The organism is Bordetella tumulicola, from assembly GCF_054779135.1.
Map to the genome: position 1 here is coordinate 103213 of NZ_BAAGYU010000005.1, position 25557 is coordinate 128769.

24 protein-coding genes are annotated in these 25557 nt (G+C 58.4%); 8 read left to right on the plus strand and 16 right to left on the minus strand.

What is annotated here, in order from left to right; translation table 11 throughout:
* Window positions 1-9: 9 nt before the first annotated feature.
* The 4 genes from ACYVDM_RS03760 to ACYVDM_RS03775 all read right to left on the minus strand — a co-directional run bounded on the left by ACYVDM_RS03760 (window position 10) and on the right by ACYVDM_RS03775 (window position 4154).
* On the minus strand, window positions 10-780 hold the full coding sequence (locus ACYVDM_RS03760) for an SDR family NAD(P)-dependent oxidoreductase (protein WP_415792148.1): 771 nt from the start codon (window positions 778-780) through the stop codon (window positions 10-12).
* A gap of 2 nt (window positions 781-782) precedes the next feature.
* Window positions 783-1976, minus strand: a complete 1194-nt coding sequence (locus tag ACYVDM_RS03765) for an aldose 1-epimerase family protein (protein ID WP_415792147.1) — start codon at window positions 1974-1976, stop codon at window positions 783-785.
* Window positions 1977-2046: 70 nt separating this feature from the next.
* Window positions 2047-2961, minus strand: a complete 915-nt coding sequence (locus ACYVDM_RS03770; RefSeq protein ID WP_415792146.1) for a sugar phosphate isomerase/epimerase family protein — start codon at window positions 2959-2961, stop codon at window positions 2047-2049.
* 80 nt (window positions 2962-3041) lie between these two features.
* On the minus strand, window positions 3042-4154 hold the full coding sequence (locus ACYVDM_RS03775; protein WP_415792145.1) for a Gfo/Idh/MocA family protein: 1113 nt from the start codon (window positions 4152-4154) through the stop codon (window positions 3042-3044).
* Between the two features lie 359 nt (window positions 4155-4513).
* Here ACYVDM_RS03775 and ACYVDM_RS03780 point away from each other — a divergent pair, with 359 nt between their 5' ends.
* Window positions 4514-5524 (plus strand): LacI family DNA-binding transcriptional regulator, encoded by a 1011-nt coding sequence (locus ACYVDM_RS03780; protein ID WP_415792144.1) that lies wholly within the window; start codon window positions 4514-4516, stop codon window positions 5522-5524.
* Window positions 5525-5549: 25 nt separating this feature from the next.
* On the opposite strand, the gene ACYVDM_RS03785 is transcribed toward ACYVDM_RS03780, so the two are convergent.
* From ACYVDM_RS03785 to ACYVDM_RS03795, 3 genes are all read right to left on the minus strand, one after another.
* Complete coding sequence (locus ACYVDM_RS03785; protein WP_415792143.1) at window positions 5550-6464, minus strand: alpha/beta hydrolase; 915 nt, start codon at window positions 6462-6464, stop codon at window positions 5550-5552.
* Window positions 6465-6589: 125 nt separating this feature from the next.
* Entirely contained in the window at window positions 6590-7225 is a 636-nt protein-coding gene (locus ACYVDM_RS03790; protein ID WP_415792142.1) for a LysE family translocator, read from the minus strand.
* A 17-nt stretch (window positions 7226-7242) separates the two neighbouring features.
* Window positions 7243-8163 carry a DMT family transporter gene (locus ACYVDM_RS03795; RefSeq protein WP_415792141.1) on the minus strand — a complete coding sequence of 307 codons (921 nt, stop codon included), beginning with the start codon at window positions 8161-8163 and terminating at the stop codon, window positions 7243-7245.
* Between the two features lie 160 nt (window positions 8164-8323).
* Here ACYVDM_RS03795 and ACYVDM_RS03800 point away from each other — a divergent pair, with 160 nt between their 5' ends.
* The 5 genes from ACYVDM_RS03800 to fusA all read left to right on the plus strand — a co-directional run bounded on the left by ACYVDM_RS03800 (window position 8324) and on the right by fusA (window position 13385).
* Window positions 8324-9763 carry an aminotransferase-like domain-containing protein gene (locus ACYVDM_RS03800; protein WP_415792140.1) on the plus strand — a complete coding sequence of 480 codons (1440 nt, stop codon included), beginning with the start codon at window positions 8324-8326 and terminating at the stop codon, window positions 9761-9763.
* A gap of 99 nt (window positions 9764-9862) precedes the next feature.
* Window positions 9863-10210 (plus strand): protein tyrosine phosphatase family protein, encoded by a 348-nt coding sequence (locus tag ACYVDM_RS03805; protein ID WP_415792139.1) that lies wholly within the window; start codon window positions 9863-9865, stop codon window positions 10208-10210.
* 90 nt (window positions 10211-10300) lie between these two features.
* Complete coding sequence (locus ACYVDM_RS03810) at window positions 10301-10768, plus strand: universal stress protein (RefSeq protein WP_415792138.1); 468 nt, start codon at window positions 10301-10303, stop codon at window positions 10766-10768.
* A 118-nt stretch (window positions 10769-10886) separates the two neighbouring features.
* Entirely contained in the window at window positions 10887-11180 is a 294-nt protein-coding gene (locus tag ACYVDM_RS03815; RefSeq protein WP_415792137.1) for a hypothetical protein, read from the plus strand.
* Between the two features lie 93 nt (window positions 11181-11273).
* Window positions 11274-13385, plus strand: a complete 2112-nt coding sequence (gene fusA, locus ACYVDM_RS03820) for an elongation factor G (RefSeq protein ID WP_415792136.1) — start codon at window positions 11274-11276, stop codon at window positions 13383-13385.
* Between the two features lie 184 nt (window positions 13386-13569).
* On the opposite strand, the gene ACYVDM_RS03825 is transcribed toward fusA, so the two are convergent.
* The 3 genes from ACYVDM_RS03825 to ACYVDM_RS03835 all read right to left on the minus strand — a co-directional run bounded on the left by ACYVDM_RS03825 (window position 13570) and on the right by ACYVDM_RS03835 (window position 18504).
* Complete coding sequence (locus tag ACYVDM_RS03825) at window positions 13570-15462, minus strand: ankyrin repeat domain-containing protein (RefSeq protein ID WP_415792135.1); 1893 nt, start codon at window positions 15460-15462, stop codon at window positions 13570-13572.
* A 235-nt stretch (window positions 15463-15697) separates the two neighbouring features.
* Window positions 15698-16501: an alpha/beta fold hydrolase gene (locus ACYVDM_RS03830; RefSeq protein WP_415792134.1), complete on the minus strand. Its 804-nt coding sequence runs from the start codon at window positions 16499-16501 to the stop codon at window positions 15698-15700.
* 80 nt (window positions 16502-16581) lie between these two features.
* On the minus strand, window positions 16582-18504 hold the full coding sequence (locus ACYVDM_RS03835; protein WP_415792133.1) for an ankyrin repeat domain-containing protein: 1923 nt from the start codon (window positions 18502-18504) through the stop codon (window positions 16582-16584).
* Window positions 18505-18834: 330 nt separating this feature from the next.
* Between ACYVDM_RS03835 and ACYVDM_RS03840 the strand changes: the two genes are divergently transcribed.
* Both ACYVDM_RS03840 and ACYVDM_RS03845 read left to right on the plus strand, forming a co-directional pair.
* Complete coding sequence (locus tag ACYVDM_RS03840) at window positions 18835-19344, plus strand: YbaK/EbsC family protein (RefSeq protein ID WP_415792132.1); 510 nt, start codon at window positions 18835-18837, stop codon at window positions 19342-19344.
* A gap of 8 nt (window positions 19345-19352) precedes the next feature.
* Complete coding sequence (locus tag ACYVDM_RS03845) at window positions 19353-20258, plus strand: EamA family transporter (RefSeq protein ID WP_415792131.1); 906 nt, start codon at window positions 19353-19355, stop codon at window positions 20256-20258.
* A 325-nt stretch (window positions 20259-20583) separates the two neighbouring features.
* On the opposite strand, the gene ybgF is transcribed toward ACYVDM_RS03845, so the two are convergent.
* The 6 genes from ybgF to tolQ form a co-directional block, all read right to left on the minus strand.
* Entirely contained in the window at window positions 20584-21258 is a 675-nt protein-coding gene (gene ybgF / locus ACYVDM_RS03850) for a tol-pal system protein YbgF (RefSeq protein ID WP_415792130.1), read from the minus strand.
* Between the two features lie 83 nt (window positions 21259-21341).
* Entirely contained in the window at window positions 21342-21848 is a 507-nt protein-coding gene (gene pal, locus ACYVDM_RS03855) for a peptidoglycan-associated lipoprotein Pal (protein WP_415792129.1), read from the minus strand.
* A 33-nt stretch (window positions 21849-21881) separates the two neighbouring features.
* Complete coding sequence (gene tolB, locus ACYVDM_RS03860; RefSeq protein ID WP_415792128.1) at window positions 21882-23201, minus strand: Tol-Pal system beta propeller repeat protein TolB; 1320 nt, start codon at window positions 23199-23201, stop codon at window positions 21882-21884.
* A 16-nt stretch (window positions 23202-23217) separates the two neighbouring features.
* Window positions 23218-24357, minus strand: a complete 1140-nt coding sequence (tolA, locus tag ACYVDM_RS03865) for a cell envelope integrity protein TolA (RefSeq protein WP_415792127.1) — start codon at window positions 24355-24357, stop codon at window positions 23218-23220.
* A 35-nt stretch (window positions 24358-24392) separates the two neighbouring features.
* Window positions 24393-24875 (minus strand): protein TolR, encoded by a 483-nt coding sequence (tolR, locus tag ACYVDM_RS03870; protein ID WP_415792126.1) that lies wholly within the window; start codon window positions 24873-24875, stop codon window positions 24393-24395.
* Window positions 24875-25555, minus strand: coding sequence for a protein TolQ (gene tolQ, locus ACYVDM_RS03875; protein ID WP_415792125.1), 681 nt, complete (start codon window positions 25553-25555; stop codon window positions 24875-24877). The genes tolR and tolQ overlap by 1 nt, the downstream gene beginning before the upstream one ends.
* Window positions 25556-25557: the final 2 nt, after the last annotated feature.

The following is a 25557-nucleotide window of genomic DNA, read 5'->3' on the forward strand; positions in this document are numbered from 1 at the left end:
TGAAACCTTTTAATGCATGACCCAGCCGCCATCGACGGAAAGGGTCTGGCCGGTGATGAAACCTGCCTCGGTAGAGGCAAGAAATAGAATGGCTGCTGCAATATCATCGGCATGCCCACGTCGCTTGATGGACTGGCGCGCCAGGACCATGCGTTCGTAGCCCGGTAGATCGGGATGGATGGCTTCGGCGGCTGTGGGGAATGCTCCGGGCGAGATGGCATTGCAGGTGATACCCGTCGCGCCGAACTCCCTAGCCATGGCGCGTGTATTGCCCAGCATGGCACCCTTGGATTCGACATAGGGCTGTAGCAGTTCCCAGCCGCCTGACAGGGTGATCGACACCACATTGATAATGCGGCCCCATTGCTGTTGCCGCATGCCGGGTAAAGCAGTCCGCACGATTTGCAACGCCGCGGACACGTTGATGCGGTGGATCAGCGCGCGATCTTCATCCGTGTAATCTTCGAAGCGCTTGGAGGGATAGATGGCGGCATTATTGATCACCACGTCAATGGCCTGATCCGCCGTCAGGCGATCCAGGGTGTGCTGCAAAGCCGTCTCGTCGGCCAAGTCAACGGGCAGAATCTGCAATTGATCGGCAAATGCGTCAGGCACGGTCTCCCGCAGTTTTTGCAAGGCGTCTGTGTCGCGATCCAGGGCCAGCAAATGCGCGCCTTGGCGCAGCAGCGCGAGGCTCGCGCCGAGCCCCAGGCCGCCACCTGCCCCCGTCAATAGAACGCGACGGTTCTGTAAAGAAAACGACATGCCTTGTGCGCTCATGTCTATGCGCCTCCTTTTTGTGGAGGAGGGCTCAAAGGCCGAAACTGGCCCGAGAGCGCCGGATATGCCTCGCTGGGCTGGGGCGAGATGGCGCGGATGCGTTGCTCGCATTGGGCGATATCGTTGGCATCGGCCAGGATGCGAATGCGGGTGTCGTAATGGCGTTCTTCGCCATGCTCCAGCCAGATAAGTTCGCCGCGTTCGCGCGCTGCGCCTTCGCCGAGCACATGGTTGGTAGAGGGCTCAATGCCCATCGCATATTGACCGGCTTGAAAATTTTGCCATTGATACTGGCACGGAAATTGATCTTTGCGAGTGGTGACCTCTATGCCTAGACCCAGGCGATCATTGACCAGCGCGACCGGCACGTGTCCTTGATCGTCCGCTTTCATTTCGTGCTGCCAAACTTGTTCATGAAAGCCCATTTGAGGCTCGGGCATCTGTTGGTAACCCACGCCCTGCGTGCGGTATTCATCGGCGTGCGCCGCCCAGACCACATCCTGAATAGGGGCGAGATAGCGCGAAGCGGTGTCCAGTACGGGATAGCCAACGTTCAAGTGATAGCAGAACATGTGGGGGGTGCGATAAAACCCGCGATTGACGACCCGGTCGTGCAATTGGATATCGTTGGTTCCCACTTCGATTTCAATGCGTCGGTAAAGCTCCAGGTGCTCTCCAAAGACGGTGCCCTGTGACACCACGCCTTCCGCCCAGAGAAAGCAGCGATCATCCTCCCAGCGTTCCCCATAACCGGTGAGGCGCGCCGGAATCGTTCCGACGCGACCATGAATGGAGTGTTGGATTTTTTGACGTGGTTGATAAACATAATTGTCCGCGGGCGACTCATGCATGAACAGAATGTGATCCAGTCCGCACGTGATCATCAGGCCGGAGAACGAGCGCATCCATCCGAGGCCGGACTCCCCCTCGTACTCATGCAGGCCGGGATGCCGAAAGCCCGCCGGTGAGTGCCAGCCGACCGCATAGCCGCGAAACTCGCATTCGGCGATATCCATGGCGCGATCGATCAGCACGGTAAAACGCAGGCCCGTGCCGCTGCGAAACTCCAGCATTCGGATGCCTCGCTCTACACCATCTTGCAGCGTGACCAACCGTACACCGGCAAACTGTGCCAGTTGTCCGCAGCGCGATTCGATTTGTTGCCTGTTCATGGCGGTGGCATATAACTGTGCCATGGATGCTTCGACTCCAGAAACCGGTGCATTGAGCGACCGGGGGTAGGGAATGGGGGAAAAGGGGGTGGCGTCAGACGCCGTTGGCCTGCAATTTGCCATCCAGGAATGCCTTGGCGCGCGGTACATCGTCCTCGGTCAGGTGTTCGATGATGATGGGAATGTTGGGGTGACGCTTGGCCAGGCGTTGCAAATACAGGTCGTAGTTCAGACTGCCCAATCCCGGCGCCGGCAACTCGATTTCGCCCACGCCTCGGAACGTATGGCTTTCGGCCGCGTCGGCGTCGCCAATATCGCTGTGTTTTTCTGATTTATCGCCTTCGGCACGTTTGACGTCCTTGGCGTGCGCAATGCAGATTTTGTCGGACAGCGCGTCGAATACATGGTTGAGTGTGCGATCCATGTCGTCGATGTTGTGATCTTCGAAGTAGTTGGTGGGATCCATCAGTAGACCCAGACCCGGATGGTTGACTTCAGCGAACATGCGCAGTGTTTCCTCGACCGAACCGACGACGTTATTCACATAGGTCTCGAGCAAAAAGACGGCGCCATGGTCGTATGCATGTTGTGCCAATTCTTGAATGACGGCGCGGCATTGCTCCCAGCCTTCTTCCGTTTTGTTCTTCGGGTGATGAACCCAGTCGCTGTCGGTGGCGAATGTCCCCGTTTCAGAGATCACATAAGGAGAACCAAGATATTGGGCATGCGACAGGATCTCTTTCAAATAGCCATTGCGACGTTGTCGCTCGGCCGGTTCGGGATGCACGATGTTGGTGTAGGCGGAGATGCAGGAAATGGGCAGATTATGTTCGCGGAAGGTATCGCGAATGCGCTGGCACTTATCGAGTGTGATCTGGCCCGCGCTGAGATCCATATTCTTGAAATGAAGATCCAGTTGTACGGTGTTGAACCCTTGTGCGCGGATCTTGGCTGCCGAGGTAGCCAGGTCGTAGGGAAAATAGCCTGAAAAAATACCGGTTTGAATCACGTTTGTCTCCTTGGTGGCGGGCTGTTTTTTTGCCCTTGGGGGTTCTTGTCATGCGCCCGATGGCGGCGCCGTCGGGCGCGTCAATCGGATTGGGCAGGGAACTCGTCTGTGGTCGAAATCTCATCGATGCGTACCGTGCGGCGTTCGGCAATCGATAAGTACGCGGCTTCGACCAAGGCCATCGTTTTCACGTTATCCGCTACGGTTAACGCTGGCTCGGTGCCGTTGATCAAGGCGTATTGCAGCTGTTCCATGACACCGATGAAGGCCTGCGGAAACCACATCGACGACCACTCAGGCGTGACCCATTGGCCTTGTGTGGCCTGCTTCGAGGTGTAAGAGAGCGTAGAGGGTTTGCCATGCGGCCATCCGATCGTGCCCTTGGCGACGCCCTCCGTGCCTTCGACACGCCAATGAATGTATTGGTCATCCGCGTGGCCGTCGCCGCGCGGACCCGCCCAGACGTCCTCTAGCGCCAGGGCGAGTAACCCCGATTCAAATCGTAGAGTCGTCGCCACAATGCCGTCTTGATGAGGAAACGGCGTGCGAGGGTCGTCGCGGGTTACGGTGGTGACCTCGGTGGGCTCGCCGAAAAGATGGCGCAGGACGTCCAGGTGATGCACGCTCATGTTCGAAAGCGTAAGTCGATCGTAGTCCGCCAAGAACCCCTGCCAGTGAGGAATGGCGTGCATATCAATCTGCGCCAGCACCGGCTTGCCCAGTACGTTCTGATCCAGCAATTGCTTGAGCACGCGCATGGATTGGTCATAGCGCATGTTCTGGTTGACCGAGAGCAGCTTGCCGGCGCGACGCGCCTCGTCACGTAGCGCGACGGCTTCGGGTAACGACAAGGCTAATGGCTTTTGCGCCAGGACCGCCTTGACGTGAGGGGCCGCGAGTGCGGCGCGGATGAGCGCTGGTTGTTGATCGGGAGGGAACGCAATGTCGACGATGTCCACCTCGGGATCGTCAATCAACGACTGGGGGGTGTCATGGGTGCGTCCGATGGACCAGCGTTGTGCGACGGCTTGCGCATTGGCAGGCGTGCGTGAGGCGATGGCGACGACCTGAAATCCTGCTTCGCGGTAGGCGGCGAGGTGGCACTCTGCCATGATCATGCCGGCGCCGATGCAACCAATACGAAACCGGCGTTCGCGCACAGGTGGGTCGGGTTCAAGGGTAAGGGGGGCCATGGCTGTCTCCGATTGCGACTCGCCTGCAAGCCTAGCGTGTGGCAGGGATTGAGGCGCGCTTAGCTGATCTATTTGGATGTCATTATTACATCAATTAAATCTTTTTATTAAATCAATATACATCAGAAATTGCCCCTATTGACACGGTTTATGCCTTTCATTTATTCGCGTCACGCGCGTATAGGGCTATTTTTATGTGCCGAAAAACGGCTATTTCTATTCTGTGCGAAGACATTAAGAGGGAAATTTGCGTATGCTATGAATATTGATGTATTCACATCATTTTGATTTAATTAAATCAAAATGATGTGATATGATCGATCGCTATACCGACTCATCAGAAAATTAAGGTGACCAGGATGGCCCGAGCCACCATCACGACTATTGCCGAGGCGGCGGGTGTTTCTACCGCCACTGTGGATCGTGTCCTGAACGGGCGCGAGGGGGTGCGTCGTCAAACCCGGGATCATGTGCTGGCTGTCGCGCGCAAGCTGGGCTATGGCGCAGAGCTCGGTTCCAGTGATACGGCTGCTCCGCAGGTGGATTTTTTGCTGCCTGCGGGCGACAACAGTTTCATGTCGCTATTTCGTCAATATTTATTGGCCGAAGCGCAATGCCGGCCCGATATCCAGGTGAAATTACACTTGGTCGAGGGCTTCAATGCGGAAAAACTGGCAGCGCAGCTCTATCAGCTCAAGGGCAACACCGATGGGGTTGGCCTCGTGGGGCTGGACGACCCACAAGTGCGCGATGCCATCGCGGCACTGCAGGCCAGTGGCGTGCCTGTGTGTACGTTGGTCTCCGATATTCCCACGTCGTCTCGTATTGGTTATGTAGGCATTGATAATCGCGCGGCGGGCCGCCTGGCGGCCAGTTTATTGGGGCGTTTCTTGCCATCGGATGTGCCGCAGGGGGTAACGGTGTTTCTGGGCTCCCTGGCCTATCGCGGACATGAGGAGCGCGAAATGGGCTTTCGCGCTTTGCTCACCGAGGAGTTTCCTCATCTCAAAATTGACCGCATGCTCGAGATCGGGGATGACCGCGCGCGCGCCTATGCGTTGACCCGGGAACTGTTGCAACAGGTGACCCCTGGCGGTATCTACAACATTGGGGCGGGCAACTCGGGTATCGGGCGGGCATTGCAAGAGGCCGGGTTGCAGCGGCAGGTCGTGTTTGTGGGCCACGATCTGACCACGATTTCCCGGCAGTTCTTGCTGGATCGCACGATGGATGCCGTGATTGATCAGAATCCTCGGGTCCAGGCGCGCGAAGCCATCCGTATGCTTGCCGCCGCCGTGCGAGGTCAGTCCGAGCCAACCTATATGCCGCGCCTGCAGGTTATTTTTCGCGAAAACATCCCGACGCATTGACGCATCGAGATGTCCATCTGATGATTTATCCCGCTGTGGGTGGGGTCACATGATCCGCTGTGGGCGCAGGGTAGGCTTTGCTGGCGTCGCGGATAAAGTTGTGGACGGCAGTTTCATAGACTTTGCCGCTGCGGATCGCGCCAGAGTGCGAAGCGCCTTCGATTTTCACGACGCGTTTCAGGTCGGCGGGAACCTTCAGGGCCGCCTCAAAAAGCTCATCGCTCATCGTGTGCGGCACGACGCGATCCTCTGTGCCGTGCAGGAACAGCATCGGGGTGGTCAGCGTCGCCAGTTTTTCCACGGACGCAAACGGCTGTGTCACCAGCAAGCTCGCTCCGGGCAGCTTTCCCCATCGCAATGTCTGCAGCATCGCGGCCATGCTGGTGAAACTGGATTCGACGATCAGTCCGGCAAAGGCAGGCATCTCGGGGCGCGAGGCGAGGTCGATGGCAATCGCCCCGCCCAGGCTATGGCCGTAGATAAAACGTCTGGATGGATCAGGTTGGCGGCGCGCGAGTTCACGTAGCGCGGCCGAGGCATCCTGCGTCGCGGTGTCCTCTGATGGCAGGAGCGCGGTCGATTGCCCGAACCCCCGATAGTCGATGGCAAGCACCGAATACCCCATGCGAGTCCAACCCGACATGCGGAACGCGCTGCCGTTCAGATTCCAGCGCGCACCATGCAGGTACAGCACAGTGGGCGCATCGGCATTGGAATGCTGCCAATACCAGGCGTGCACTTTATCGCCACCGGGCAGCGACAGATCGAAGGTTTCGGTGCCGGCAGGCGGCTCACTCCACCAACGCTGTGATTTGGTTTGAGGTGAAAAGATCGCCTCACGTTGCCAGGCATCGAGTTGCGTGCAACCCACCACGCTCGCAGCCGCAAGCGCACCGACCGCAAATAGGCGCCGCAAAGAAGATCGAGACCACTGGAACATAAGCAGGATAGTCGCTGTGTTTGCGACCGAGTACCAAATGCAAAAACGATCATACACCGCGCCCTGCCTGGAGCGCTGTCTGTCGTGATGCGGCGGCCCCGGCCTCTAGGCGGATAACTCGTTGATTATGAAATCAGGTCTTGTGCGATGGGGTAGAGCGATGCGACCAGCAGTAATGCCATGCCGATATTAAAAAGCCGTATGGCCTGGGGGCGATGCAGGAGTTTTTGCAGCGCTGCGCCAAAGGCGACCCAGACGCCCAGGCTGGGTAGATTGATCAGGCAGCAAACGGCGGCTGCGAGTATCAAGTTCCAATAAAAGCCAGTCTGCGGGGTGTAGGTCACGATCACGCCGACGCACATTACCCAGGCCTTGGGATTGACCCACTGAAACAAGGCCGCCTGCAAAAAGCTGAAGGGTTGGCTACGTTGCCGGCCGCCGTCCAGTGGCCCGGATTGGGCGATACTCCAGGCCAGATACAGCAGATAGGCCGCACCCACGTATTTCAGTACGGTATATAGCCACGGAAATTGATGAAAGACGGTATCCAGCCCCAATCCCACCAAGACCAGCATGAGTGTGAATCCCAGGTTCACGCCCAGCATATGCGGAATCGTGCGTCGAAAGCCAAAAGTCAGGCCCGACGAGGCCAGCATGATGTTGTTGGGCCCCGGTGTGATGGAAGTGACAAGGGCAAACAGCGACAGTGGGCCCAGTAAAAGCCAGATCTGTTCGCCAGAGGGGACGGTCGTGAGAGACATGACAGATGAGTTGGGGTTCAAGAGGTCTTAACAATGGCGCGGCGTCCACCTGCAATGATGGCAATAACGGCTAACGCGAATACATAAGTCAACGGTTCGACTGGCTCGTGAAATAACCAGGCCGCGGCCAGTACCGTCAGAAACGGTTGGAGCAATTGCACCTGTCCAACACGCGCGATGCCGCCGATGGCGAGGCCGCGATACCAGGCGAAGAACCCCAGGAACATCGATCCAAAGGCGAGATAAAGAAAGGCAAGAAGCACGGCGGAAGTCGGCCAGCCACGGGTCATGACCAGATCCGTACCTATCCATAATACCGGTGCGGCCAAGACTGGGGCGCTGATCGCTAATGCCCAACAAATCGTACGCGCGCCGCCCAAGGTGCGCGACGCCCTGGCACCCTCCGCATAGCCCATGCCGCCAAGGAGCACGGCCAACAGCAGCCATAGGTCGCCGACTTGCAAACTGCCGTGGCCCTGACGCAAGGCATAGGTCATGACCAGGATCGCACCAGTAGCGGACCAGGCCCAGAATGCACCCGAGGGGCGTTCGCCGCTGCGCCAGGCGGCAAAAATCGCGGTCGAGAGCGGTAGCAGCCCATTGAACACGGCCCCGTGCGAGGACGATACGGTTGCCATGGCCAGTGTCGAGGTCAGCGGCCAACCTACCACGATGCCCAGAGCCGCCAGTATGACGCCTGACCACTCACTGCGATTCGGGCGACGGCTGCGGGTCAGCCACAGGAGCAGTACTGCTGGCACCGAGGCCAGCAGTGCGCGTCCCAGGCCAATCAGCAACGGCGACATCTCGATGACCGCGATTCGCGTCATGGGCAAGGTGAGGGAAAACACCAGGACACCGATCAGGCCATAGCTATAGCCCTCCCAGAGGGGGGAGGCGACGGGAGTGGGAGCGGCATAGGCGGTTGGGCGCGACATGATTCTAAAGAGACGTAATAGAGAATGGAGAGGACGGCGTTGGGACGGGCTGCGACGGCACGGGGCAACGTTGCGATTTTCACCACTTTACGCACAGATAGCAGTACAGTACCGATACACTTATTCAGTTCACTTTGATGTCTGGCCCGGTAGAACAACCATGACAGTTGCGTCCTCACCTCAATCCGCGGGTTGGCGGCCCGTACGTCAGGCCGATGCCACGCTCGTGACGCAGTTGGCCGACGATGTTGCGCGTCGCATTGACGATCAGGGGCTGCGTCCTGGGACCCGGTTGCCGTCTATCCGGACGATGGCCGAGCAGGCCGGCGTGAGCCGCTTCACGGTCGTCGAGGCGTACGACCGTCTGGTGGCGCGTGGCCTGGTGCAGTCGCGCCGTGGCGCGGGCTTTTTTGTGCGGGCACGTCGCGAGCCGTTGATCGTCGAGCCAGAGGCGCCAGCGGACAGTTCGGCGCCACCCGTGCGCATCGATGTCACGTGGCTGCTGCGCAACATGTTTCGCGAGCCGTCTGCATCGGCCATGCCCGGCGGGGCAGGATTGCTTCCCGCTGAGTGGCTGGATCCCGAGATGGTCTCGGCGGCAGTGCGTGCGGTGGGGCGCTCGGTGCGCGGGACGCTGGTGTCTTATGGATCCCCACTGGGTTACGCGCCCTTGCGCCAGCAATTGGCTTCGCGACTGCAGGCCGAGGGCGTGCCGGCCCATCCAGAGCACAATTTATTGACGACCAATGGCGTGACGCACGGTCTGGATCTAATCGGGCGCCTGTTGGTTCAACCGGGTGACGCCGTGCTGGTCGAGGACCCTGCCTGGTTTGTTATTTTTGGTCGCCTGGCGGCTTTTGGTGCGCGGCTGATCGGTGTGCCACGCGGGCCCGACGGTCCGGATCTGGACCAGTTGGACAAGCTTGCCGCACTGCATAAGCCGCGCTTATTTATCACGAACACCACCGTGCACAATCCCACGGGCCACACGCTATCGGCAGGCGCGGCGTATGGCATTCTGCGTCTGGCCGAGCGGCACGATTTTTTGGTAGTCGAGGACGATACGTATGGGGAACTGCACCCCGGCGGTGCGATCAAGCTGGCCGCGCTGGATCGGCTGAATCGTGTCATTTTCGCGGGCGGTTTTTCAAAAATGCTGGCGGCGAGTCTGCGGGTCGGTTACCTGGCGGCCAGTGCCGACCTCGTGCGCAAACTAAGCGACCTGAAAATGCTAGCGGGCCTGACAACGCCCGAACTCGGCGAGCGGGTGGTTCACCGGGTACTGATCGAAGGGCAATACCGTCGGCACGTGGAGCGCGTCCGGGCGCGCGTGAATGCGGCACGCCAGCAATGCCTGGTTGCGTTGACGCAATTGGGTATGCGGATACCCCATGAGCCTCACGCGGGGATGTTCGTGTGGGCGGATTGCGGCCGTGATTCGGAGATTCTGGCGCGTGTCGCCGCCGATCGGGGATTGTTGCTGGCGCCGGGTAGTTTGTTTTCTCCTGCACAGGCACCGTCGGCCATGTTGCGGTTTTCGGTCGCGATGGTCGATACTCCGGGAATCTGGCCGGCGCTGGCGCAAGTTTTAAAGACCTAGTCCAGAGGCTTAATTTGGATACCTGAGTTGGCCCTATACTGATTACTGGGCCGACCGCGGCTTTGCTTTTTCATACGCTTTTACCCAAGGATTTTCCCCATGTCTGACGTCGCTATTCGCCCCTTGACCGAGCACTTCGCTGTTGCCCCGCAGTTGTCGCCTGCGGACATGGCAGGCGTGGCCGCGGCAGGCTATAAAAGTGTGATCATTAATCGGCCCGATTACGAGGGTGGCCCGGATCAACCCACGGCGGCGGATGTGTCCGAGGCGGCGCGTCAGGCCGGATTACAGGTGGAGTATCAGCCGGTGGTGGGTAGCGCGATGACAGCGGACGATGTGACGCGCTTTGCCGAGTTGCTGCGCACGCTGCCGGGTCCGGTACTGGCTTATTGCCGCACGGGGACGCGTTGCACGAATCTGTTCGTTGCATCGCAGCAGCTTTCTTGATCAAGATCAGTTATTGCGGAAAGCCCTCACTGTGGTAGCGTGGGTTTTCCAGTAGCATGTGTTTTCTTACTAGAAGACAGGAGCGGGCAAATGTTTAAGAAAATCCTGATTCCCACGGACGGTTCTCCTCTTTCGGCTCAGGCCGCCAATGCCGGTATCTGCTTTGCGCGTTCGGTGGGCGCCGAGGTCGTTGCCTTGCATGTGACGCAGCCGTTCGCGGCTACGATCGGTTTTGATGGCATGGCTGCAGCCTATGCGATTACGGACGAAGACTACGAAAAGGCGTCGGCAGATCAGGCGGACAAGTACCTGAAACAAATTCTTGCTCGTGCCGACACCGCCGGCGTGACGGCAGCGTCGCGTTCAGTGTCGAATTTCAACGTGGCCGACGGCATTGTGCAGGCCGCCACTGAAAACGGGTGCGACCTGATTTTTATCGGTAGTCACGGCCGCAGCGGCTTGTCCCGATTATTGCTGGGCAGCGTGACGGCCAAGGTGCTGTCGCTGGCCACGCATGCGGTGCTGGTTTATCGGGTCAAAGAAGACAAGAAAAAATAGTTTATTGCGTCCTATTTTTCTCCGGTATGGAGAAAACCGGCGTGTAAAGGTGGTACGACTGCGAGTATCCGATCAACTCGGCGGCGATGGTGATCGCCGAGTTTTTTCGGAGCAGCAGATGAATAAAGAATGTCGACTCGCGTGGTGCGGCGCTGCGGGGACGCACGTTGCCGTCGCACAGACTAGTGTGGCGCGCGGTAAACAGACCTCGGGTATCCGAACTTTGGTGCGCGTCGTGTTGGCCGCTGTGGTTGCGGGGTCTTTAGGTACCGCACACGCTGGCGGCCATATTTTGGGTATCGAGGGTGCGGTGCAAGCCGGTGACCGCGTGCAGCGGACTGGAGGCGCGCCGCAGGCAACTGATGGTGTACCGATGCCACCACGGATCACGGGTGTGAGGGGGTGGTTCTGATCGATAGATAGGCGCGTTTAGGCGTAATATGCTTTTGGCGCATGGCGTGTCGCCGTGCGTCAAGCGACGGGATTGAACCCACCAGGAAACGCCATGACTCGCAAAACGCGCATCGATCAGTATCGCAATATTGGTATCAGTGCCCACATCGACGCGGGCAAGACCACGACGACCGAGCGCATTCTTTTCTACACCGGGATCACTCATAAACTGGGTGAGGTGCATAACGGCGCTGCGGTGATGGACTGGATGGCGCAAGAGCAAGAGCGCGGCATCACAATTACGTCGGCGGCGACGACGGCGTTCTGGCGGGGCATGGCGGGTAATTATCCCGAGCACCGCATCAATATCATCGATACCCCGGGACACGTCGATTTCACGATCGAGGTCGAGCGCTCGATGCGGGTGCTGGACGGGGCATGTATGGTGTATGACGCGGTGGGCGGTGTGCAGCCACAGTCTGAAACGGTCTGGCGGCAAGCAAACAAATACGCGGTACCGCGTATCGCTTTCGTAAACAAAATGGATCGTGTCGGCGCGGATTTTTTCCGTGTGCAACAGCAGATCGTCGATCGCCTGAAAGGCGATGCGGTGCCGATTCAGATCCCGGTCGGGGCCGAAGACCATTTCGAAGGCGTGGTCGATTTGGTCAAGATGAAAGCCATTATTTGGGATGACGCGAGCCAGGGCGTGCGGTTTGAATATCGTGATATCCCCGCCGAGCTGGTCGAGGTGGCGAAAAAATGGCACGACCATATGGTTGAAAAAGCAGCCGAGGCGGACGAGCCCCTCTTGGAAAAATACCTGGCGGGCGAAACGCTGTCCGAAGACGATATCAAGCGTGGCCTGCGTCAGCGCACCATTGCCAATGAAATCGTGCCCATGCTGTGCGGTAGCGCCTTTAAAAACAAGGGCGTCCAGGCCATGCTGGATGCGGTGATTGACTATCTGCCGTCGCCGGTGGATGTCCCTGCTATCAAGGGGCATGACGAGAAAGATGGCGAAATTGAACGTCATCCTGACGACGCCGAGCCCTTTTCGGCGCTGGCGTTCAAGATCATGACAGACCCCTTTGTGGGCCAGTTAGTGTTTTTCCGTGTCTATTCGGGTGTCGTAAAGTCCGGAGATTCCGTGCTGAATCCGCTCAAGGACAAGAAAGAACGCCTGGGTCGCCTGTTGCAGATGCATGCGAACGAGCGGCGTGAGATCAGCGAGGTCTACGCTGGCGATATTGCCGCCGCAGTGGGGATTAAAGACGTCACGACGGGCGACACGCTGACCGATCCGGCGCATGTCATCATCCTCGAGCGGATGACTTTCCCAGAGCCGGTGATTTCTCAGGCGGTCGAGCCAAAGACCAAAGTAGATCAGGAAAAAATGGGCGTGGCACTCAGTCGCCTGGCCCAGGAAGATCCTTCGTTCCGTGTGCGCACGGACGAAGAGTCGGGTCAAACCATTATTTCCGGCATGGGCGAATTACACCTGGAGATCCTGGTCGACCGCATGAAGCGCGAGTTTGGTGTGGAAGCCACGGTCGGTAAACCCCAAGTGGCCTATCGGGAAACCATTCGCAAGACCTGCGACGAGGTCGAAGGAAAGTTCATCAAGCAATCGGGCGGACGCGGACAATATGGCCACGTGGTCCTGAAACTCGAGCCGCAAGCCCCCGGGGCCGGTTACGAGTTCGTTGACGCAATCAAAGGCGGTGTTGTCCCGCGCGAATACATTCCGGCCGTCGATCGCGGGGTGCGCGAAACCCTGAATACCGGTGTGCTGGCGGGTTATCCCGTCGTGGATGTCAAAGTGACACTGGTGTTCGGTTCCTATCACGATGTTGACTCTAACGAAAATGCCTTTCGGATGGCAGGCTCGATGGCGTTCAAAGAAGGGATGCGGCGCGCCAAGCCCGTCCTGCTCGAACCGATGATGCGAGTGGAAGTCGAAACACCCGAGGATTTCACTGGGCACGTGATGGGTGATTTGTCATCCCGGCGAGGAATGGTGCAGGGGATGGAGGATATCGCGGGTGGGGGTGGCAAACTGGTGCGCGCCGAGGTGCCGCTATCCGAGATGTTCGGCTACTCCACGACGCTGCGGTCCCTGACGCAGGGGCGGGCGACTTATTCGATGGAGTTCAAGCATTACGCCGAGACGCCTAATCAGGTGGCGGAGCAGGTAATTGCTTCGCACGGTGGGGGGCGTTGAGTCGAGAGGGCAGCATGCCGAAGGCGCCGCGTGGGGGCTTTATTTGTGGGGCTTCGGAACTCGCAGACGGCGGTTTGCAGGGGCAGTTGAGGTGCGGAACGCATGGTGGGCACAGAAGGATTCAAGCCCGTGATTCCAGCGCTCCGGCGCGACATATTCCTCAGTTCGCAGGCCGATTCACCATTCAGTGAGTGAGGCCGGGCTTAGGGGGTGCGAGTTCCGACGCGATGGCAACCCCCAACAGGTGCAAGGCCTCTTGGTCTCGTGCCGCGTCCGAGTGCTTACCAATTTTGCTGAAACCTTCAACATTTTCCACCAGTTGCGCCATCGCGGGACGAAAATCAGCACCCAGTCGGATCAGTTCACGCGTACGCGCGTGAGTGCTCTCCTCCCAGTTGCCTAGTTCTCTGGCCAGGCTGATGAATGCACCGGTAGCCGGCACCTCAGCAAGAGCCATCAGTTTCATGGTGGCTAAATGATTAGCCTCCACTGCTTCCCGCAGCAGTTCGCCCATAACCTTTTTTACGCTTTCGTTGCCGGTCCATTTTCTTAGTTCTGCGACTTTGTCTGTGCTGGATAAATCTTTCGTCCCCAGGACATTTTTTAGCGCAACGCGCATTATGAGGCGCGCGGCAAATTTTCGTTCTCGTCTAGTGCTTATGTTCATCATTTGTCCCCGCTTATCCTCGACAGTCTTGAATAGCTTCGTCGCAGCGGAGAAAGGATCAGTCCCCGACTGGATTAGTTGTCGCATGAGTTGCGAAAGCCGAGCACGAGGCGCCCACATCACTGGGAAGTGGGATGCACTTATACTTAGATCTATTAACAGATCAGTGCTGGACAGTCCGGCCAATATAAGAGCCTCCAAGCTTTCCGGCAGTGCACGTTTTTGCACCATCTCACGGGCCAGCGCAACCGCTGGGGCCTCTCCACTTGCGAGAACAACGGCTTGCAGTGCTGATATCTTTTCTTCTTTGGATGCATAAACTCGCTGATGGAGTATTTGTTCTAGCTCATGAGTTGCAAGCAAATTTACCTCTGATTTTGTCAGCCTATGCAGTTCTTGCATTGCGAAGCGGGTATCTACGCCAAAACTGATCATTTTCTCCACGATAAACTTGCCATCGACGTCCGCCCCTTGTTGACATAATGCGGAGCTGGCAAACGCACTATTCCGCTTCGTTAGTTCGGGGATGGTCGGTGCTCCCACGGAAATCAACAGCCTAAGGACCGCAAGATCGTCGGGTCCTTGGGGGATGCGAAACCACATCTTCGGATTTGCGGAATCCATGTGCTGAGGGGTGCTTATACACCGACTCGCCGCTGCCGAAACCAAATCTGCAGCGTTAGCCCCCGCGTCGATAAAACGTTTCAGCACCGCAGTTATTTGCTCATCGGATCGCTCTGGCAGGTGGTCCAGGGAGCGTAGCAGGGTACGAGGATCGGTCAAGGCCAATGCGGTCTGCTCATCGCCCGATTGCTTTGCGTAATCTAGCGCCGCGACAACGTCATTTGCTCGGAGGGCGTCACGCTGGAGTAGCCACGCTACCGCATTGTTGACGCAATATGAGGTGGTCGCCTCAGCGTCAACATATGAGTTTGAGGCGTGAGTTTGTGGGCACTTGAAGACGCGTCGGAAAGTCCGGGGTATATCGTGCTGAGCTTCGATCGACATCAAGGTCTGAACAACGACATCGCGTTTTGCCAGATCGCTATTCACGTCGCCGTTTGTCTTGCCCTGCATATCAATTAATGCTTTCATCAACGCGACATTCCGTTTCACCGCCGCATGCATTAACGGCGTGGATCCCTGCCGATCTTGAGCATTCAGCATCCTCGGATCATGCTCATTGGCCAGTTGCAACAGCATCTCGGTGATCTCATCACGGCCGAGTGAAATGGCCCGATGAAGTATCGTCTCCCCATTAGTTTCATCGGCCGTTGTCAGATCGAACTGACCCTCGTCCAGCATGATCCGCAGGGCGGCAGCATTACCGCTCTCTACTGCATCGAAAATATCTTGTACGGAAAACGGCGGTTCAGTGAGCTCGCCTATCGACGCCATGGCGTAGGACATGCGGGAAACCAGACTTTGTATTTGACCCATCATTGAAATAGCCCCTTAAAATTGTAATAAGTGGCAGTAATCTCTGATGTGTTCCGTCGAGTATTCGGTCAGTGGCCGTTTTCGTGAGTTTGGTTTAGGTCCGAAAAATCTGCGCGCTATGGTGGATATCGCATGCACCGGCGGCTCGCTGGGCGATGGTGAGAGACCAGCACAATCAGGGGTCCGATGACGGTGGGGCTCGGTGTCAGGTCAGGAATTGTTCTATGGCGTTGTTGAAGGCACGAGGGTTGCCCAGGTTCATGCCGTGCGACGAGCCTACGATGATTTCTTTGTGTGCCGAGGGTAGCCATTCCGACAGCATCTGCAGTACGGCAGGGTAGGGGGCGGGGCTGAGCGCGCCGCCGATCAAGAGCAACGGCATGGACAGTTTCTCGATTTGCTCGCGGCCCAGCGGATTGAGCATTTCAGAGACCTGCCCGCGCAATGTCGTGGCGTTGTCGCGCACCATGGTCTGAAACCAGGGCACCATGCGGCGCCAGGTATCAGGGCCCGAAACGGTGTCGACAAACAGGGCCAAACCGGCATCCAGGTCGCCCGCATCAATCATTGCCAGGGAGCGTTGGCGAAAGCCGCCGCGGTCGTCCGCAGGTTGATGCGGTATCGGCAAACCAGGATCGGCCAGCGTCAGCGTACGCACACGGCTGGGCTGTCTCAACGCCGCCTCCAGCGCCACACGCGCGCCACGCGAGTGACCGACCACATGGGCCGCGCCTTCGCCGACCGTCTCAATAAAGGCCAATAGGTCATCGACGTGCTGGTCGACGGAAAACGGACTTCCGTTCCATTCTTGAGGCCAATAGTGACGCAGGCTGGGCGCCAGCACACGAAAAGATCGTCCCAGTGGCCCTATCTGGGATTTCCAATACCGGCAGTCGCACAACGAGCCATGCACCAAGACCAGGGGCGTGCCTTGGCCGTACTCGGTGTACGTCATGGCATAGTCGTTGATATAGGCGGTTTGCAGGGGCAGTTGAGGTTCGGAACGCATGGCGGGCACAGAAGGATTCAAGCCCGTGATTCTAGCGCTCCGGCGCGACATATTCTTCAGATCGGAGGCCGATTTGCCATTCAGTGAGTGAGGCCGGGCTTAGGGGGTGCGAGTTCCGACGCGATGGCAACCCCCAGCAGGTGCAAGGCCTTTTCCTCTCGTGCCGCGTCCGCGTGTTGATGTGTTTTCTTGTAAACCTCAATCCTTTCCACTATTTTCGCCATCGCTGGACGAAAATCAGCTCCCAATCGGATCAGTTCACGCGTACGCGCGTGAGTGCTCTCCTCCCAGTTGCCTAGTTCTCTGGCCAGGCTGATGAATGCACCGGTAGCCGGCACCCCCGCAAGAACCATCAGCTTCATGGTGGCTAAATGACCATCCTTCACCGCGTACACCAACATTTCGTCCATAATACTTTTTACTCTCTTGTTGCCGATCCATTTTTTAAGTTCTGCGACTTTATCTGCGTTGGGCAAATCTTTCGCCTGCAGCAGATTTCTTAGCGCGTCACTCATCATGAGGCGTGCGGCCGTTATCAGTTGTTGTGCATTTTCTTCGGTTTCCATTCGCTGCCACTCATACTCGATTCCTTCGAACTCACGCTCGATAGCCTTGACTAGCTTCGTCGTAGCGGAGAAAGCATCAGCCCCCGAACGGATCAGTTGTAGTATGAGCTGCGCGGGTCGCTCACGAGGCATGTACTTCCGTCGGGGGCTATATACACTTACAGTTAGATCTGCTAGCAGATCAGTGCTGGACAGCCCGGCGAATATGAGAGCCTCCAGATCGTCCAGCGATGCATCTGTTTGCACCATATTGCGTGCCAGCGCAACCGCGTGAATCCATCCCCCTGCAAGAAGAACGCCGTGCAGTGCTGATATTTTTTCTGCTTTGGATGCATAAACTCGCTGATGGAGTATTTGCTCTAGCTCATGCTTTGCAAGCAGATTGACCTCTGGTTTTGTCAGCTTATGCACTTCTTGCATTGCGAAGCGAGTATCTACGCCAAAGCTGACCATCTTTTCCACGATAAACTTGCTATCGACACGCACCTCTTCTCCCCATAATGCAGGGTCGGCAAATGCGTCGTTTCGCTTCGTTAGTTCGGGGATGGTCGGTGCTCCCATGGAAATCAACAGCCTAAGGACAGCAAGGTCGTCGGGTCCTTGGGGTAGGCGAAACCACATCGTCGGATTGAGGGAATCAACGTGCTCAGGGGTGCTTATACACCGACTCGTTGCTGCCGAAACCAAATCCGCAGCGTTGGCCCCCGCGTCGATAAAACGTTTCAGCACCGCAGTTATTTGCTCATCGGATCGCTCTGGCAGGTGGTCCAGGGAGCGTAGCAGGGTACGAGGATCGGTCAAGGCCAATGCGGTCTGCTCATCGTCCGATTGCTTTGCGTAATCTAGCACCGCGACAACGTCATTTGCTCGGAGGGCGTCACGCTGGAGTAGCCACGCTACCGCATTGTTGACGCAAGATAAGTTGGACGAGGTGATCGACTCAGCGTCAACATATGAGTTTGAGGCGTAGATTTGCGGGCACTTAAAAATCTGTTGAAAAGTCTCGGATATATCGCGCTGAGCTTCGATTGACATCAGGGCCTGAACAACGACGTCGCGTTTTGCCAACTCGCTATTCACGTCGCCGTTTGTCCTGCTCTGCATATCAATTAATGCTTTCATCAACGCGACATTCCGTTTCACCGCCGCATGCATTAACGGGGTGGATCCCTGCCGATCTTGAGCATTGAGCATCCTCGGATCATGGTCATTGGCCAGTTGCAACAACATCTCGGTGATCTCATCACGGCCGAGTGAAATGGCCCGATGAAGTATCGTCTCCCCATTAGTTTCATCGGCCGTTGTCAGATCGAACTGACTCTCGTCCAGCATGAACCGAAGGGCGGTAGCATTACCGAGCTCTACCGTATCAAAAATATCTTGTGCGGAAAACGGCGGTTCAGTGAGCTCGCCTATCGACGCCATGGCGTAGGACATGCGGGAAGCCAGACTCTGTATTTGACCCATCATTGAAATAGCCCCTTAAAATTGTAATAAGTGACAGTAATTTCTGATGTGTTCCGTCGAGTATTCGGTGAGTGGCTGTTTTCGTGAATTTGGTCTAGGCCCGAAAAATCTGCGCGCTTATGGTGAATGTCGCATGCGCCGGCGGCTCACTGGGCGATGATGAGAGACCATGCAGCCGTAGCCCCCTTTCCCTGGCATACGCCTGGTTTCAGGTCTGTGGCCCCGGCGTCGCTGCTACACTCACTGTCCTCGCGCCGCGTCACCTGTTGTGACGCGTTCGACTCCACGGAATCGCCAAGCATGTCAGCTGAATCTGTCTCTGCTTTACCCGAATCTGCACAGCGTGTCGCCCAATTGCTGCAATCATTGGGCCACGAACATCCCATCGTGATCTTGCCGCAAACGGGTCGCACCTCGGCCGAGGCCGCGCAGGGTCTGGGATGCGAGGTTGCCCAAATCGCGAAATCCATCATCTTTCGCCGTCTATCTGACGAGGCCCCGGTGCTGGTGATCGCCAGTGGCGTGAATCGCGTCGATGAGGTCAAGGTCGCAGGGATCGTCGGGCAACTCGGCAAAGCCGATGCCCGTTTCGTCCGTGACGTGACAGGCTACGCGATCGGTGGCGTGTGTCCTATCGGGCACGCGGTCAAACCCGTCATGCTGCTCGACGAAGACCTCTTTCAATACGACACCCTGTGGGCCGCTGCCGGTCATCCGCATGCCGTATTCCGCCTGAGTCCCCAACAACTCGCCTCCATGACCGGCGCACCCGTCGCCGACGTGGCATTACGCACACCCAACATTCGATGAGCACCTCGATGGATTGGACATGGCTGTGGATTCCGGCCACGCTGGCCGCCGCCGCGGCCCAGGCCGGACGCAACGCCGTGCAACGCAGCCTGACGGCCACGCTAGGCACCCTCGGCGCCACGCAGGTACGCTTTCTGTTCGGATTCCCCTTCGCCTTATTATTTCTGGCGGTCGTCTTCGCCATTGACGGTGGCCCCGCACCCAGTATCAGTGCGGAATTCCTGCTTTTCGTCATCGGCGGCGCCGTCGCCCAGATCACCGCCACGGCCCTCATGCTGGCCGCCATGCGCGAGCGCTCGTTCGTCGTTGTCACCGCCTGGACGAAAACAGAGCCTATTCAAGTCGCGGTCTTCGGCTTCGCCGTGCTCGGCGATCCGCTGTCACTGCCCAGCATTCTCGCCGTGCTGGTGGCCACCCTCGGGGTTGTCCTCATGTCAGGCAACCCCGCGAACGCGACCGGCCGTGGGAGCCTGCGGCCCGCTTTACTAGGCCTGGTATCGGGCGCCTGCTTCGCCCTGTCCGCCATCGGCTTTCGCGGCGCCATTCTGACTCTCGACAGCGGTGGTTTCTTCCTGCAAGCTACCTGGACCCTGGCATGGTCCCTGGGCATCCAAACCCTCATCCTCATTATCTGGATGATCCTCTTCAATCGGCCCCTGCTCACGGCATGCCTCGCCGCTTGGCGCACCTCAATCTGGGGCGGCCTACTAGGCGCCACCGCATCACAAGGCTGGTTCCTGGGCTTCGCCCTGACCGCCGCCGCCAATGTCCGCACCCTGGGCCTAGTCGAAGTCCTCTTCGCCCAATTCCTCTCGCGCCGCGTCTTCTCTCACAACAGCAGCCGCCGCGAACTCGCGGGCATCGCCCTTATCGTCATCGGAGTCGGCGCTTTATTGGTAGTCTCCACCCGCTAACGAATAATTGACCAACGCAACACTAACCCAGGCCCCAAGTCCAAGCCCAAGCTAGCGCCAACACGCGCAATAGATGATTTTCGTCGTTTGAAGCAAGGGCGTCTTTTCACCGCGAGTCCCGGCCGCGAGCCCGTCAAGGCGGCACCGGCCAAGTCAGTCGGCCCGAGCGCGCCACCAGGCGCTCGGTGCGCCCTGCGGGCGCTCCCCTCCTTCCAATTGGCCGGTGCCGCCTTGACGGGCTCGCGGCCGGGACTCGCGGCGAAAAGATCCCCGCAACAAGCCAGCAAACGCTCTAAACCCGCTGCCAAGAAAGCAACAGACGCAATTACTGCAGCAACTGCAGCCTATTCTTAGCCGTATCCGCCGCCTGACTATTCGGATACGTCTTGACGATCCGCTCCAGAGACGCCTTGGCGCCCGCCCGGTTATTCAGTTCGATCTGGCTACCCGCGATCACCAGCAGCGCATCCGGTGCACGCGCATCGTTTGGCGATTGCTGAACCAACTCGTTCAGTTCCTCAATCGCACCCTTGTAATCCTTGATCGCATAGCGGCTGCTACCCAGGTAAAACTTCGCCGTAGGCGCCAACTGGCTATTGGGGTACAGCGCGAGGAACGCCGCCAATGACTCCGACGCGTCCTTGTATTGCGCCTGACGGAACTGATCCAGCGCGCCGTCATAAGCCGCCTGTTCGTTTGGATCGCTCGCGGTCGCGCCTGGCGGATTCGCGGCGCCCTGGCTTGCCTGCCCTCTCGGCTGTTGGCGCGACACAAGTTCTAATTGCTCGCGCAATTGAGTAATTTCTTGTTGCATTGCTTGCATTTGGTCGGCCAATTGCAGGCGTGCGCGTTGGTTCTGTTCGTTCTGCACCTGTACTTGCTTGCGCAAGTCCAGAATGGCCCGTCGTGCTTCGTCATCGGCAAAAGCAAGGGCGGGAGCGGCAGAGGCCAGCATGGCCGTCACTATCAGGGTACGCAGAGGCAGGACGTTAGCGCGCATGAGAAATTCCAGATTCCAAAAAACAAAAACGCCGGAACGGCCGCTTGACCGTTCCGACGCGCGGCAGAGCTACTGCGAAAAGCTTAACGCTGATATTCGATATCGGCGCGGCGGTTTTCCGCGTAATCAGCTTCGCTGGAACCCGTGGCACGGGGTTTTTCCTTGCCGAAGCTGATGGTTTCGATCTGAGCATCGGTCGCGCCCAGCAGCGTCATCGTACGACGTACTGCGTCGGCACGACGTTGGCCCAAGGCCAAATTGTATTCGGCGCCGCCGCGTTCGTCAGTATTGCCCTGGATCTGCACGCGTTGCTGTTGGTGCGATGCCAAGTACCCGGCGTGGGTTTCGACCAGGCTGCGATACTGCTCGGGGACCGAGTAGCTGTCGAAATCAAAGTACACCGAGCGCTGTTGCGCCAGGATGCTTTGCGGGTTGAACGGATCAAGGATCTGACCCGAGGCCGAGCCACTGCCAGTGCCGCCACCTGTGGTGGAGCCTGCAGACTGGTCATCTAATGGTACCGAACTGCAAGCTGCCAGCGTGGCAGCCAGGGCGGCGATAGTGAAGCTTTTAATAATGCGCGTCTTCATGATGTTTCCTTTGCAAAGAAGGGTCATGCGTGTCTAGCGGGTAAAGGGGCCCCACGTGGGTTCACGGACCTCCCCATTCAGTACCGAGAGCGTCTGCCGCACACGTCCATCACTGGATACACCTGCCAATACGCTACGGCCGTTTTGCACCGCAGCGTAGAGGATCTGCATGCCATTGGGAGCGAAGCTTGGCGACTGATCGTCACGACCATCAGTTAGCAGTGTTTCGTTGCCACTGGCAAGTTGTAGTGAGGCGATGCGGAAGGAGCCGTCACGTCTGGAAACGTACAGCAGCGTCGAACCGTCGGGGGAAATTCGGGGTGAAATGTTGTAACTACCGTTAAAAGTTAGCCGACGGGCATCGCCTCCGTTGAGGCTGGTTTGATAAATTTGCGGTCCACCGCTGCGATCACTGGTAAAGATAATAGAACCGCCATCGGGCGTAAAGATGGGTTCGGTGTCAATGCCCGGAGAACGCGTCAAACGGCGCGCATTTGTGCTTCCATTCGCGCTAACGATGTAAATTTGCGACAAACCATCGCGAGTCAGGGCCACCGCCAGCTGGCTACCGTCGGGCGACCAGGCCGGTGCACTGTTGTTGCCCTTGAAGTTCGCCACGGGGACGCGGTTGCTGCTGGCCAGGGTGTGTACGTACACCACGGGCTTACCGGACTCGAAGCTTACATAGGCCAGTTTCGAGCCATCTGGCGACCAGGAGGGCGAAATGACGGGTTCGCGTGAGCGCAGGGCGACTTGGGGATTTTGACCGTCAGCGTCGGCAATTTGCAGCTCGTAGGTGTTGCCACGCTTGAGCACGTAGGCGATGCGTGTCGAAAACACACCACGTACACCGGTGATTTTCTCGTAAATACGGTCGGCGATCTGGTGGGCGACACGACGCAGCTCTTTTTCGGTACCCGAAAAGGCGACGCCGTCCAATTGGCCTTTTTTGACAGTATCGGCCAGGCGGTATCGGACATCGTAGCGCCCATCGGCGCCGCGGGTGATGCTGCCATACGCCAGGAAATCGGCACCCTTGTTACGCCAATCGTCGTGGGCAATGGCTGAATCCACATTCAGGCCAGCACCCGCCGCATTGATCAGACGGAATTGGCCGGTGCGGGTCAGGTCGGCACGAATGACTTCGGCCAGGGCACGGCCATGCACGTCATCGACGGCAAAGTCGGCGATCGCCACCGGATATTGGGTTGCCCCGGTACCCGAGATATCCACGCGTAATTGCGCGTGAGCAGGCTGCCATATCAGCAGGGCGATTGCCGTCAGCAAAGCGAATAGCGTGCCATAGGCACGCGCGAGCCCCAGGGGAAAGGGGCGGCTCGAGGCGGGAGTCATAGTCAGCAATCTCCTGTCAGTCATACATACGGTACACGACATCAATGACAGGCGGATACCCACCTGTCGAGGGTTTGGGGAACGGGTTGCAGCGACGGATACCCGTCTCGACCGCACGATCGAAAACCGAGTTGCCCGACGAGTTGGTCAGGTTAAGCCCCTTGACCTTGCCGTCCGAACTCAACTGTACCCGGTATTGTGCTGTTGGGTTAGATGAGCCACTGCGAGGCGGGGTATCAAATACGACGCCAGGGCGGACACAACTACGGACCTTGGCGCCATAGCCAGAGTCGCGGCCTCCGCCTTGCTGGTTGCGATCGGCCGTGCCGCCAGGGATGCCGGCGGCGCCCAGGGCATCGCCGCGCATGGCGTCGCGCAAGGCCTTGTCCGCGGCGGCCTTTTTGGCGGCAGCGGCTTTGGCTGCGGCAGCCTTCTTCTCGGCGGCAGCTTTCTCGGCAGCCGCCTTTTCAGCAGCCGCCTTTTCCGCAGCGGCTTTCTTCTCGGCGGCAGCCTTCTCGGCCGCTTTTTTCTCCGCAGCGGCTTTTTCAGCAGCCGCCTTTTCCGCAGCAGCTTTTTCAGTAGCCGCCTTCTCGGCGGCCTTTTTCTCAGCAGCCTTTTTCTCGGCAGCGGCTTTCTCCGCCGCCTTGCGTTCTTGCTCCAGGCGCTGTTTTTCTTTCAGTTCGGCCTGTTTACGCTCTTCTTCGAGACGCGCCTTTTCCTCGGCGGCCTCAGCAGCCAAACGCGCTTTTTCTTCCTCTTCACGTTTCTTGCGGGCAGCCTCCAACGCGATTTCAGGGTCGGGTTGAGGTTGCTCTACTACGGGCGGCTTGGGCGGTGGAGCAGGCGGCGCGGGTTCCGGCTCAGGCTCGGGCTCGGGAGGGGGCTCCGGCGCGGGTTCCGGCTCAGGCTGGGGCTCCGGTTTGACCTCGGGCTCGTCGGGTTGCTCTTCAGGTGGCCGGGAGTTGGGCGTATCGCCGTCGGCCCACAGTTCTACCTGAACAGGGCCGGGCGGTTCCGTGCGCCAGCTGACGCCAAAAATCAGGACGACCAGCAACAGCAGGTGCGCCAGGATCGCGAGGCCGAATGCCTTGCGATTATCCTGCGCCGCCGGCGAGTGTGGCTTGGTGCTGTCGTGTTGAAAAAGGGGTGGAGTCATAAGCAAGCGTTGCAAAGGCGGCGCGAATTAGCGCGTCAACGCCTTTTGGTTTCCTTTGGCACGGGTTGGGTCGATGGCGGGGCAGCGGCCTCGCCCTGACCCTGGTCGACCAGGAGACCCAAGCGCGTGACGCCATTGCTGCGCAACTCGTCCATGACCTTGACCACGGTTTCGTAGGGGACTTTGCCGTCGGCGGCGATCACGACGGGCGTTTCGGCGGTGATGCGCTGACGGACCTGGTCAACGAGCTGGTCACGCGGAATGTCCTGCATGGTGGCGCCGGCCTCGCGCATGCGAAGCGCGAGTTGACCGTCTTCGGATATCTGTACTTCGAGCGGCGTGGCGGGTACCTCCGAGGCCTGACCGACCGAGGGCAGGTTGATCAAGCCTGGGGTGATCAAGGGGGCGGTGACCATGAAAATCACCAGCAACACGAGCATGACATCAATGTAGGGCACCACATTGATGTCGGCCTTCATGCGTCGGCCCGCGCGGCCGTGCGACCGTAACGAAGACATCAGCGCACCTGGCGTTGAAGGATGTTCAGGAACTCATCGACAAAACTGTCGAAGCGGATCGACAAGCGGTCGATGTCGTGCGTATAGCGGTTATAGGCCACCACGGCAGGAATCGCCGCGAACAAGCCGATGGCCGTGGCGATCAGGGCCTCGGCAATGCCGGGAGCGACTGAGGCCAGCGTGGCTTGCTGCATATTCGACAGGCCAATGAACGCGTGCATGATGCCCCACACTGTACCCAGCAGGCCGATATACGGGCTGACCGAGCCGGCCGATGCCAGGAAGTTCAGGTGCGATTCGAGAGAGTCCATCTCGCGTTGGTAGGCGGCACGCATGGCGCGGCGCGGACCGTCGAGGATCGCGTTGACGTCGCCAGTGGCATGAGTACGACGCGCTTTCAGGAATTCGGTCATGCCGGCATCGAATATACGTGCCAGGGCGCCTTGTTCGTCGCGGCGGCTGGCGACCGCCTGCTGCAACATGGACAGATCGCCGCCAGACCAGAAATCATCTTCGAAGCGGCGGGTTTGCGCGTGAGCGCGCTTGATCGCCAGCCGCTTGGCAAAGATATATGTCCAGGACATGATGGATATGACCAGCAACAGCAACATGATGAGCTGGACGGGGATACTGGCTTGCGTGATCAGCGAAAGCAACGACATGTCGTTGGTGACTTGCATGG